At 41.4% G+C, this 11,927-nt stretch carries 14 protein-coding genes; 1 reads left to right on the forward strand and 13 read right to left on the reverse strand.

All coding sequences use genetic code 11. The annotated features are described in order from the left end of the window. Positions 1–255 precede the first annotated feature (255 nt). From spoIVA to NPA43_RS10240, 8 genes are all read right to left on the reverse strand, one after another. On the reverse strand, positions 256–1,734 hold the full coding sequence (gene spoIVA, locus NPA43_RS10205) for a stage IV sporulation protein A (RefSeq protein WP_008344534.1): 1,479 nt from the start codon (positions 1,732–1,734) through the stop codon (positions 256–258). Between the two features lie 205 nt (positions 1,735–1,939). Continuing rightward, complete coding sequence (locus tag NPA43_RS10210) at positions 1,940–2,665, reverse strand: hypothetical protein (RefSeq protein WP_230030328.1); 726 nt, start codon at positions 2,663–2,665, stop codon at positions 1,940–1,942. Positions 2,666–2,683: 18 nt separating this feature from the next. Continuing rightward, positions 2,684–2,887, reverse strand: a complete 204-nt coding sequence (locus NPA43_RS10215; protein WP_034318888.1) for a DUF2768 domain-containing protein — start codon at positions 2,885–2,887, stop codon at positions 2,684–2,686. A gap of 266 nt (positions 2,888–3,153) precedes the next feature. Beyond that, complete coding sequence (locus NPA43_RS10220) at positions 3,154–4,191, reverse strand: NAD(P)H-dependent glycerol-3-phosphate dehydrogenase (RefSeq protein WP_099728092.1); 1,038 nt, start codon at positions 4,189–4,191, stop codon at positions 3,154–3,156. 14 nt (positions 4,192–4,205) lie between these two features. Continuing rightward, the gene (gene der / locus NPA43_RS10225) at positions 4,206–5,516 is read right to left on the reverse strand and encodes a ribosome biogenesis GTPase Der (RefSeq protein WP_034318883.1); all 1,311 of its coding nucleotides are present in this window, start codon (positions 5,514–5,516) and stop codon (positions 4,206–4,208) included. Between the two features lie 161 nt (positions 5,517–5,677). Then, positions 5,678–5,872 (reverse strand): capping complex subunit for YIEGIA, encoded by a 195-nt coding sequence (locus tag NPA43_RS10230; protein WP_008344527.1) that lies wholly within the window; start codon positions 5,870–5,872, stop codon positions 5,678–5,680. Between the two features lie 6 nt (positions 5,873–5,878). Then, entirely contained in the window at positions 5,879–6,763 is an 885-nt protein-coding gene (locus tag NPA43_RS10235; RefSeq protein ID WP_099728093.1) for a YIEGIA family protein, read from the reverse strand. Continuing rightward, positions 6,760–7,362 carry a YphA family membrane protein gene (locus tag NPA43_RS10240; RefSeq protein WP_419180174.1) on the reverse strand — a complete coding sequence of 201 codons (603 nt, stop codon included), beginning with the start codon at positions 7,360–7,362 and terminating at the stop codon, positions 6,760–6,762. Before NPA43_RS10240 ends, NPA43_RS10235 begins: the two co-directional genes overlap by 4 nt. Positions 7,363–7,482: 120 nt before the next feature. Here NPA43_RS10240 and NPA43_RS10245 point away from each other — a divergent pair, with 120 nt between their 5' ends. Then, the gene (locus NPA43_RS10245; protein ID WP_078061648.1) at positions 7,483–7,614 is read left to right on the forward strand and encodes a YpzI family protein; all 132 of its coding nucleotides are present in this window, start codon (positions 7,483–7,485) and stop codon (positions 7,612–7,614) included. Positions 7,615–7,730: 116 nt separating this feature from the next. Here NPA43_RS10245 and fni read toward each other — a convergent pair whose 3' ends face one another. The 5 genes from fni to NPA43_RS10270 all read right to left on the reverse strand — a co-directional run bounded on the left by fni (position 7,731) and on the right by NPA43_RS10270 (position 11,830). Further along, positions 7,731–8,798, reverse strand: a complete 1,068-nt coding sequence (gene fni / locus NPA43_RS10250; protein WP_099728094.1) for a type 2 isopentenyl-diphosphate Delta-isomerase — start codon at positions 8,796–8,798, stop codon at positions 7,731–7,733. 14 nt (positions 8,799–8,812) lie between these two features. Then, positions 8,813–9,964, reverse strand: a complete 1,152-nt coding sequence (rpsA, locus tag NPA43_RS10255) for a 30S ribosomal protein S1 (RefSeq protein ID WP_099728095.1) — start codon at positions 9,962–9,964, stop codon at positions 8,813–8,815. Positions 9,965–10,187: 223 nt separating this feature from the next. Next, a complete protein-coding gene (gene cmk / locus NPA43_RS10260) occupies positions 10,188–10,865 on the reverse strand; it encodes a (d)CMP kinase (RefSeq protein ID WP_099728096.1) in 678 nt (225 codons plus the stop codon). 71 nt (positions 10,866–10,936) lie between these two features. Beyond that, the gene (locus NPA43_RS10265; protein ID WP_099728097.1) at positions 10,937–11,119 is read right to left on the reverse strand and encodes a YpfB family protein; all 183 of its coding nucleotides are present in this window, start codon (positions 11,117–11,119) and stop codon (positions 10,937–10,939) included. Between the two features lie 63 nt (positions 11,120–11,182). Continuing rightward, positions 11,183–11,830 (reverse strand): flagellar brake protein, encoded by a 648-nt coding sequence (locus NPA43_RS10270; RefSeq protein WP_256498743.1) that lies wholly within the window; start codon positions 11,828–11,830, stop codon positions 11,183–11,185. Between the last annotated feature and the right edge of the window lie 97 nt (positions 11,831–11,927).

Below are 11,927 nucleotides of genomic sequence, written 5' to 3' on the forward strand. Positions count from 1 at the left end.
TTTTCATTAGAAAACTACTCTTTGAAGGAATGTTTGTCCAACAAAGTGAAGATTTTCTGTAAGTAGATTAACACATATGAAATACCATATCAAGCATTTTAAAGGGAAGAATCCTTATTCGTCAAGGATTAAGGGCACTTTTGCGAACGAATATTCCTAATTTCAGCCTGAATCTGACTAATCTTTATACAATTGTCTTTTTATGACTCATATAGCACGCAAAAAAAGACCCCTATCAAAGAGAGGTCTCACATGTTATAGAATAATCGCGATCAGACCGCCTGATCCTTCGTTGATGATTCTTTCAAGCGTTTCCTTCAGCTTATATCTTGCATTTTCTGGCATCAGAGACAGCTTTGCTTGAATGCCTTCTCTGACAAGGGAGCTGAGTGAGCGTCCAAATATATCTGAATTCCAAATCGAAAGCGGATCATCTTCAAAGTCTTGCATTAAGTAGCGGACAAGCTCTTCACTTTGTTTTTCTGTTCCGATAATCGGTGCAAATTCGCTCTCTACATCCACCTTAATCATATGAATAGATGGAGCAACTGCTTTTAATCTCACGCCGAATCTTGATCCTTGCCTAATGATTTCAGGCTCATCTAAACTCATATCTGATAAAGCTGGCGCTGCAATCCCATAGCCAGTTTGCTTCACCATTTTTAATGCGTCTGACACTTGATCATATTCTGTCTTTGCATGCGCAAAATCTTGCATGAGCTCTAGAAGGTGGTCTTTGCCCCTAATTTCCACACCAACCACTTCTTTTAGGATATGATCATATAGATCATCTGGCGCATACAGGTCAATTTCTGCGATTCCCTGACCCATTTCAATACCCGCTAAGCCCGCTCTTTCAATAAAGTCAAATTCACTGAATTGACCTACGACGCGGTCGACATCTCTTAATCTTTTAATATCCTTTACGGTTTCCTTCACTGAATCCTGATAACTCTCTCTTAGCCAATGGTCTTCTTTTAGCACCATGACCCAGCTTGGCAGGTTCACATTCACCTCAAGCACTGGGAATTCATACAATGCTTCACGAAGAACACTGAGTACGTCTTGCTCTCTCATACTTTCCACACTCATGGCAAGTACTGGAATATCATATTTTTGGCTGAGTTCCTGCCGCAGTGCTTCTGTTTCAGGATGATATGGTCTCACGGAGTTGATCACCATAATAAATGGCTTTCCAACTTCTTTGAGTTCATCAATCACACGTTCTTCAGATTCAATATAGTCATGTCTTGGGATTTCGCCAATTGATCCGTCTGTTGTAATCACAACACCGATGGTTGAATGCTCTTGAATGACCTTGCGTGTACCAATCTCTGCTGCTTCATGAAATGGGATTGGTTCCTCATACCACGGTGTGTTGATCATTCTCGGTCCATTTTCATCTTCATACCCGCGTGCACCAGGGACTGTGTATCCTACACAATCGACAAGCCTGATGTTGACATCAAGACCGTCACTCACGTGAATAGATGCCGCTTGATTTGGCACAAATTTTGGCTCTGTGGTCATAATGGTTTTTCCTGCTGCGCTTTGCGGCAATTCATCCTGTGCTCTTGCACGGTCTGCCTCATTATTGATATTCGGGAGCACCACGAGCTCCATAAACTTTTTAATAAACGTAGATTTCCCTGTACGAACAGCTCCAACGACTCCTAAATATATATCGCCTCCTGTTCGTTCAGCGATATCCTTGAAAATATCGACTTTTTCCAAGTGATCCCCTCCCGGACTTGCTATCCTCGTTTTCAAATAAAATACTCTATACTTCAATCAAACTGTGCTTGAAAGGTGTCTGGACAATATATGTGTATGACGTTGTCCTATTTGAATATGACACCTTTTTTGTTTTGAGAGTAAGTTTAGCCATAAAAAAACCTTTCTCCTCATTTATATGCAGAGGAAAAAGGTTCATTCTTGTTTATGACGTCTTTTTTTCTAAAAAAGCAGGCTCACCTTTTTTATTGATTGTATATGGGACAGAAAATGCCGGTACAAACGGGGTTTCCTGCCAATATACATCTTGAATGTTTTCACCTGGTTTCAGCTTTTGTTTTGTGTTTTTCAAAATATGAGCAAAATCACTGCGATAGTCCACATAGATTTCGCCATTTGATGAAATGAGTAATGGGAGGGAATTCCCCGTAACAGGACTCATGACCGTAGGCGGCGCTTTTAATCCTAGTTTTTTTTCATTTAACGTATATAAATTTTTGGACACCACTTTGCCGTAGGGCGGATATGTATGTTCGTCTTGATATATTTTGATTCTAAGCCGTAATTCACTGATGGTTTGCGTCATTTTGACATCAAGCAGTTTCACAGTTGGTTTTTTTTCGACGTCTGTGAGGACATAAATATATTCGCCTCCGCCTTCAAAGGATGTAGACGGTACATCGTGTAAATACCTTGGTGATAAGCGCTTAAAGTCGATGACGTACTTCTGATAAACTGGCGTTTCTGCTTCTTTTGTTTCAATTGGCAAAAGACCATTTGTCGCTTTTTGAAACTCCTCGATCGCTGTCTGCACGCTTTGCAGCTGCTCCTCGTATGGCACCCGGCTTTCAGCTTTGCGATTCTCTGGATAAAGACATCCTGTAAGTAAAATAAGTGCTAACAACGTGACACTGACTTTCGCTTTGATCATCACATTCTTCCTTTTTCTTTATTCATTGACCGGCCCGCTAAATACAACTAAAAAGACAATGATCCCTGATATGAGCATCAAGCTGTATGCGACGGTCGAGGCTGTTATTTTCAGAAATCGGCTTTTCAGCTTAAACCTGCTGAAATAGATGGTTACTACGGCTAAAAACATGAGCCCCATTGAACCAAGCGCAAACCACATCTTGATTAAAGCAAAACTCATCGTGCCTGTCCCCCTTCAAAACGAACAAATTGTAAGCGTTTATATTTCATTCTAAACCAAAAATAAGGTAAATATCAATCATTTTTCCAATCATTCAGGAAAAAGCGCATAAAAAAACTGAAGCAAAGAGGGGGACTCTGCTTCAGTCATTAAGTCGACTATTTTTCCTCATTCTGTAGAGGCAAAGCTCTATTCAAACTTCATTGCTATGTTATGCAAGTCTTCCCCTTCTTGCATCCTCTACATGCCTAAGTTCAGTCTTCCAATTATTTTGTTTGGTTTTCGAACATGTTCACAAGGTCTTCCATCTCATGTGTTTTCACACGTGCCATCAGTGATTCTACAGCATCGTCTACCTTTTTCCCTTCAAACAGGACATGGTAAAGCGCTTCTGTAATGGGCATGCTGACCTTGTATTCTTTGGAGAGCTGGTATGCGCCTTTTGTTGTGCGGACGCCTTCGACAACCATCCCCATTTTTTCAAGTACTTCTTCAAGCTTATAGCCTTTACCGAGTAAATTCCCGCAGCGCCAGTTACGCGAATGAACACTTGTACATGTGACGATCAAATCTCCAACGCCTGTTAAACCGGCAAATGTAAGAGGATTCCCTCCCATTTTTGTACCAAGACGTGCGATTTCAGCCAGTCCTCTTGTGATGAGTGCCGCTTTCGCATTGTCACCATATCCAAGTCCGTCAGTGATCCCTGCCGCAAGGGCAATGATATTTTTCAGTGCTCCGCCAATTTCTACACCAATCACATCAGGATTTGTGTACACTCTAAAGTTGTTGTTCATGAACAAATCTTGAACAAATTGAGCCGCTTCAATATTTTCTGATGAGACAGTGACTGTTGTCGGATGACGCAAGCCTACTTCTTCTGCATGACTCGGTCCTGATAGAACAACCACAGCTTCTCTTTGCGCTGCTGGGACTTCCTGTTCAATCATTTGAGAAATTCTGAGAAGCGTATCTGGTTCAATTCCCTTACTGACATGAACAAATGGCACTTTCGCTGAGATCAGCTCATTTGCCTGCTTCAATACTTCACGAATGGCCTTTGTTGGCACAGCGACAATAATCGCATCTGTCCCCTCTAAAGCCTGCTTCATATCTGTTGTCGCCTTAATAGACGCTGGCAGTGCGACATTTGGCAAGTAATCAAGGTTTTCATGTTTCTCATTGATTTGATCAATCAACTCTTGTCTATGTCCCCACATGTGTACATCATGATGATTATCAGCTAATACAAGCGCAAGAGCTGTTCCCCAGCTGCCTGCTCCAAGTACTGAAATTTTCTTCATCCTGCTCACCCTTTTTATTTTCTCGCTCTCGCAAATATTTTAATCGGTGTTCCTTCAAAACCAAATGCATCTCGAATCCGGTTTTCTAAGAAACGCTCATAAGAAAAGTGCATAAGCTCTGGATCGTTTACAAACACAACAAAGGATGGAGGCTTGATGGCCACCTGTGTTGCATAGTAAATTTTCAGGCGCTGTCCATTATGGGTCGGCGTTGGATTCATCGCAACGGCATCCATGATAATATCGTTCAAAATATTGGTTTGAACGCGCATCGCATGATTCTCACTAGCTGTAATGATCGACGGCATTAACGTATGAATTCTCTTTTTCGTGAGAGCCGACATGAATAAAACAGGTGCATAATCAAGGAATTGAAAATGCTCGCGAATATTTTGCTCAAATTCCTTCATGGTACGCTCATCTTTTTCAACAGCATCCCATTTGTTCACAATGATCACAACGGCTTTACCGGCTTCATGTGCGTAGCCTGCAATACGTTTATCCTGCTCAATAATGCCCTCTTCACCATCAAGAACAACACCAACCACATCAGAACGATCAATGGCTTTTAATGCACGTAGCACACTGTATTTCTCTGTTGTTTCATACACTTTCCCTTTTTTTCTCATACCTGCTGTATCGACAATGACAAAGTCACGCTGATTGTACGTAAACATCGTATCGACAGCATCTCTTGTTGTACCAGCGATGTTGCTCACAATCACGCGTTCTTCCCCGAGCATAGCATTCACCAAAGAAGATTTCCCTACATTCGGTCGGCCAATTAAGCAGAACTGTACAACCTCTTCATCATACTGTGTATCTGGCAAGTTTTTAAAATGCTCTGCGACTGCATCAAGCAGATCACCGAGGCCTAATCCGTGCGTTCCAGAAATCGGATATGGCTCGCCAAATCCAAGTGCATAAAAGTCATAAACGTCGCTTCTCATTTCAGGGTTGTCCAGTTTATTGACAGCAAGTACGACTGGTTTTTTCGTGCGATATAAAATTTTTGCGACTTCTTCATCCGCAGATGTCACACCATCTCGGCCATTCACCATAAAGATGATGACATCCGCTTCATCCATTGCGATTTCTGCCTGATGGCGAATTTGCGCCAAGAATGGCTCATCTCCAATATCTATTCCACCAGTATCTATTAAATTAAAGTCATAATTTAACCATTCAGCAGAGCTATAGATTCGATCTCTTGTTACACCAGGTGTGTCTTCTACAATCGATATTCTTTCGCCTGCGATTCGATTAAAAATTGTAGATTTTCCAACGTTGGGCCTTCCAACAATGGCTACGACAGGTTTACCCATAGTACCCTTCCTTTCAATCCAGCCACGATTCAATATGTTCATCATCATGTTTCAACCGGGATTTAAAATTTTCATTTAGTTTGTTATGAAATAAACCCTTCAAACATGAAGGGTTCAACTTATATATTATATCAATTTTTAATCAGACCACAATGAATAACTTAAAAATGTTTGACAATCAAGTAAAGATCTTCACCAATTCCGTGTGCAATCCCATCTAAAATGGCCTCTAAATTCATAGCATACATGTCGAGTTCTTCTTTATTTTCACAGAAAAAAACCGCTGTTCCTCCAATGACTCGCTCTTTATTTGTTGTGGCCACAGCCAATATGAATTGCTCAATTGTGTTCGCCATTTCTCATTACCTCGCTTTCTTTTTAATGAAATCTGTCGGCATTCTAATGGCATTTTCTAGAATTGGCACCTCTTCTAATACACGAACAGCCAAATCTTCACGTTTCCATTGCGGTAAAATAAACACGCCAAGTGTGCCGTTATTCAGATCACGTTTTGCGAGCGGACAAAGCGATGGTTCACCAGAATCACGATACACGCCAAGCACATTGGATAAATCAAATAAAATCGCTTGCCGCTGTCCAAGGTTTGCAATCGTTGTGGCCGAGTTAAAATTCTTCGGAGTCAAGATGAAGCCCATTCCATGCTCTAATATTAGTTTTTGCTTTTCAGGAAGCCCGATATTCATAATGTAAATATCATTCACGTAAAGTCCTGCCCCGTCAAAGCGAAGTTCGCCTTTTTGAATATTGACGATATCCTTTAATTGGCTGCCAGACATCAATAGCTTTGCCATGAAAAAACAAAGAATACCGACCACTGTTCCAACAACGAGCGAGAAGAAAATACAGGCTGTGGTTGTAATTAGTGCAGTGAGAATGGCAATATAATTTCGGCTTTCAAAGGCAATGGCAATGCCTTCAATATATGTACTGCCTCTTGAGACAAGCTCATACGAATCCAATTGGGTTAACGTATTTCTTTCCATATTACGTACATCACGAAATTGCGTGGCTGCTAGCGTTAGAAAGGTAATCGCAGTAAATTCCTCCTGAATCAGTGCAGGCATAATGATTGCACCAAGCCCTGACGCGATAAAACCAAGTGCTATATGAATCACTTGTCCATGAATATACGTAGGGTATTGCCGATAATCTGTTCTTAGCATATAAAGCCTGGCCGCCATCCCAAAGATGACACCAATAATGACAGGAAACGTGTAATTCGTCATGTTGATTTTGCAGCCCCTTTAACTGGTTTTCTGGAAGAACGGACGCTCAAGAGCTTTTCAAGCTGATCTACACCTAATAGGAAGATGGCGCCTTGAACAACAAGGGAAAGAAACGAGAGATCTCCTATGACAACCGATGAGGTGAGGCGATGAATCGTAAGCGTATAAAGGGCTTCGCCTAGACACACAGACATCATCCATAAGGTCAATCGTTCCGTTAACTGGTGTCCATATGTCAAACACATCAAGATCAGCAAGGCAAATATAGCCCAATCCACCTTTATTATCGTGAACCAAACCGGGTCATATAATGCAAAAATCATAAAAAAGGCATACGCGCTCACCATTGAACATAATTGCATGATTCTCATGATTCGATAAGCAGGCCGGAATATGACGAAGGCCATACAAGCATATAAAAAGGTCATCAAAAACCCTGCATTGATGCTGATGTCTAAAATGGATATCATGAAATGACTGAAGATAATATGAACAAGTACACATACTCCCAGCACGCTGCGCAAAGTGCTTTTTTCCATGATAAATGTCACCATAATCCAAACGAACCATATTGACCAATAATAGTACAGTGCCTCCAACGCCTCATCACCTCAATTACATTATGGGAAAATCTCCAGTTTTTAAACGTGCGAGAGCGTTACGGGCTTTGTATGAAATGAACAAGAGGTGACACCCTAATGGTTGAGGAGGGATGTATGATGGGTAAGGATAGACAGGAAAAACGCCTAAAGGCGTCAAGAAGAGTTGAATCTGATCGTGATCAATCAATTCATCATAAAGGGGCAACAGCATTAGAAGGTCCTGAAAACGCTCGAAAAAGAAATCAATAAAAAAAGGCATGTGATGATCACATGCCTCAGCGTGTAGATAAACCCTCGCATTCTTTGTCAAGTCTGCAATGGTTTTTGTGTGACGCTAAAAAGGAGACAACGGGCTAAACTTTATTTTAGTCCTTTGTCTCTTTAGATCTTAAACTATAGTACGTCGTATCCACGCCTCTTTCTTTTAGCCAATGACTCGTTTCACCTGTAATCACAATCTGAGTTTGTCTCAGTTCTTCAATGGTTTTCACCCCAAGCACTGTCATCATCATCTTCACATCTTCCTGAAGATCGATGATATCAGAGATGAGGCCGCTTTCTCCTCCACTAGTGAGTGATTTTAAGAAAAAGCCAGCTAACCCAGCAGCGGACGCGCCAAGAGCGATTGATTTTGTCACATCTAGTGCATCTCGAATCCCTCCAGAGGCTAAAACCGTTTGATCCTGAAAGGCTGTATGTACTTCAGCAAGACTCGCTGCAGTTGGAATCCCCCATTGATCAAAATAACGAAGTGCTTTTTGGCGTCGAAGATTTTCGATCTTAGAAAAGTTCGTTCCGCCAAATCCTCCTACATCAACGGCCGCAACTCCGGCATCAAATAATTTCTTTGCCGTTTCCTTGCTCATGCCAAATCCGACTTCTTTTACGACAACAGGCACGCCAACTGATTCAGCGATGACTGCGATTCGCTCAATTGCACCTCTAAAATCACGATCCCCTTCAGGCATGACGATCTCTTGAATGACATTTAAGTGAATCTGGAGCATATTTGCCTCCAGCATATCGACCGCTTCCCGAGCTTGCTTGATTGTCGCCTCACTGCCTAAATTCGCAAAAATCAGTCCATCTGGATTGACCTTTCGAACGACTTCATACGTTCGTCTTTCTTCTTTATCTTTCAGTGCAGCCATTTGTGATCCGACTGCGACTGGAATATTGGTTTCCTTCGCTGCGATCGATAAAGAGCGATTGATCTCATAGGTCGACTCTCCGCCACCACCAGTCATTGCATTGATAAAAATTGGCGAACCGAAAGTCAGTCCGCCAATTGTCGTATGTGTATCAATTTGTGATGTCGCAAGATCTGGTAAACTGGCGTGAACGAAGGAAACATCCTCTAAACCTGTTGCTGCATGCTGGCCAGTCGACAAAGCATGTTCAATATGCTGTTTCTTTCTTTCTGCTCGCGTCAATTTTGATCACCAAATTATTTTAGTTTATTGAGTTTATCACCGATCAGGTCACCAAGCTGGAATCCGCTTGTGTTTTCTTCTTTCGCCTGATATTGACGATAATTCTCTTCTATTTGTTTTTCAGGATTTTCTTCTAAATCACGGATGCTTAGTGAAATGCGCTCTTCATCTTCATTCACATCAAGCACTTTCACTTTCACAGTCTGCCCTTCTTCAAGGACTTCTTGAGGGGTACCGATATGTTTATGAGAGATTTGGGAAATATGCACAAGCCCTTCTACACCTGGTAGAATTTCAACAAATGCACCAAAGCTCACAAGGCGTTGAACGGTTCCTTCAAGCACATCACCTTGTTTTACCTTTTCACCAATTTGGCTCCAAGGTCCTGGTAATGTTTCTTTAATAGATAGTGAGATACGTTCGTTATCACGATCAACAGCAAGTACTTTGACCTTGACTTCCTGTCCTTCTTCAACAACGTCAGACGGCTTTTCAACATGTGCATGGGATAGTTGAGAAATGTGAACTAATCCATCGATGCCGCCAATGTCAACAAAAGCACCAAAGTCAGTCAGGCGCTGTACTTTTCCATCAATCACACTACCTACTTCAAGCTTTTGCAGGAAGTCCTGCTTTTGGTCTAATTGCTCTTGCTCAACCACTGCTCGATGTGAGAGAATCACACGATTTTTTTCGCGGTCAAGTTCGACCACGACAAGTGAGAGCGTTTTTCCTTTGTAGTCCGTGAAGTCTTCTACATAGTGTGCTTCAACAAGAGATGCAGGAATAAATCCTCGCACACCAATGTCTACGACAAGACCACCTTTCACAACGTCTTTTACTTCAGCTTCAAATACTTCTTTTGTTTCAAACTTTTTCTCTAGGTCTTCCCAAGCGCGGTCTGCATCAACAGCACGTTTCGATAAAATCAAAGCATCGTCTTCGACTTTTGTTACTTTAAGCTCTAACTCGTCGCCATCTTTCACGACATCTGATGCTTTTTCAACGTGAAGACTTGATAATTCACTGATTGGGATAATCCCAGGTTGTTTCACATTGACGATATCTACATTTACATGCTTGTCCTCAACTTTTGAAACAATCCCTTTCACTACATCTCCAACCTCTGGTACCTGAACATCGATTTGATTCATTTCCTCTGTCATTTCGATAACCTCCTTGGTCCAAACCTACACAGCTTAGTTAAAACGACTGGGTGAATATGTGTCTTAAGCATGATGATTGCCAGCCGAATATGTATTATAGAAACATTCAAATCAACATAATTGCTTGAATGATCAATAAAAATAGTATTAGTATAAACTTCTAATAAAAGACCTTGTTTGTCAAGAGATAAACCTCTAACTTATAAAAGTTTTCTAAAATTTCTTACTGTTTTCCCACGCGGTCTGCTGCGTCTAAAATTTTACCTGCCACCTCTTGAATGGAAAGGGAAGTTGTGTCAATTTCAATCGCGTCATCAGCCTTCTTCAGCGGTGATACCTCCCGCTCAGAATCAAGCTTGTCACGTCTTGCAATCTCTTCGATCAGCTGATCGTAATTGACATCGTAACCTTTTTTCTGATTCTCTTCAAAACGGCGTTTTGCTCTTTCCTCTACTGAAGCAAGCAAGAAAATTTTCACTTCTGCCTCTGGAAGAACGTGTGTGCCAATATCTCTACCGTCCATGACGACGCCGCCTCGTTTGCCAAGCTCTTGCTGCCGGCGTACCATTTCTTCTCGAACAGCTCTGTGCTTTGCGACAACAGATACTTGGTTGCTCACGCGGTCTGTTCGAATATCCTCTGTGACATCGGTGTTGTTTAGATGTACTTTTTGACCTTCGTCTGTTGACACAAGTTCAATCACTGTCTTTTTCAGTAATGCATCAAGTGCCTGTTCGTCTTCAAGGTCTACACCATGATTGAGTGCCGCAAGTGTAATCGCACGGTACATCGCACCTGTATCGATATAAATATATGATTTTTTCGCTGCGACAATTTTTGCCACAGTGCTTTTTCCTGCTGCTGCAGGACCGTCAATTGCGATAGATAATTTCTTTTTCATAATACCTCTCCTTGATTGAATCTCCCTTATGAATTGTAACACGATCACCGCTCAAACGGGGGAATTTTCTATCAATCCTTCTGCTTAAACGTCTCAATCCAATCTTCAATACTCATGTTATTCACACCCTCGTATTGCACGACTTTTGACAAAAACAGTTCTCCTTTCGTCAAATGAAGTGTGATCTGAACGGCTAATAACAGAACAAGCTGAATCAGCACCGCTTTACATAACCATCTTTCCATTGTCTTCATACAAAAAGCCTCCATGCTAGATTCTTTCACCTCTAGTATGGAAGCTTTTTACACCCTTTATTCTTATGCTTTTTTCACACGTGTTAAAAGCTGCTGCTGGAAGCAGTATTTCATGATGTGCTGCTGGTGGTCATTCGTGATCTCAGAAAACTCCATGATCGCTCTTGTTTTGCCAGTCTGTTCATCTTGATATACTCGATTCATTTCTGCAACCGCTTTAATTTTTACGGGCTCTTTAAGCGGCAGTTCAAACTCTGTGCTCACTTCTCCGTATTCTTTGAGCGAGACGCCTTCTGGAACAGCAATTACTACACCGCCAGCACTCATATTGACGATAAAAGTGTCAAAGGCCTCTTCATCCGTTTGTGTGATGGTCGCTTTCACCATCGTATCCACTCGAAGGTATTCTCTGCGCTGAAGCCGAATCATCTCTTCTTTTGGCGGAATTGAAATAACAACCATCGGAATATCCTCTTTTCTTTTTCCAATGACCTCGCTTGTACATTTGTATGGAATTTGATTTTCATCGAAAAAGAACACGGTGATTTCTGTTTGCTGGTTTAAATAGATCGTGCGCCCCGTTTCTTTATCAGCTGGATAATGAATGCAAATATCATCGTTATTATTTTCCAAAACTTTCGATTTTGCTGTTTTCACTTCTTTGTTCTCATTGACATACTCAATTGTGATAGCATCCCCTATTTGTAACATTCCTCATCACTCTTTTCATCTGTGAAATCGTATCCTCTCCTATATTAAACCATGTATAAAACAAAAGGAAAAGACTTATTAGCCTTTTCCTTGCTTC

The sequence above is a fragment of the Bacillus pumilus genome (assembly GCF_024498355.1).
Classification (GTDB): Bacteria; Bacillota; Bacilli; order Bacillales; family Bacillaceae; genus Bacillus; species Bacillus pumilus_P.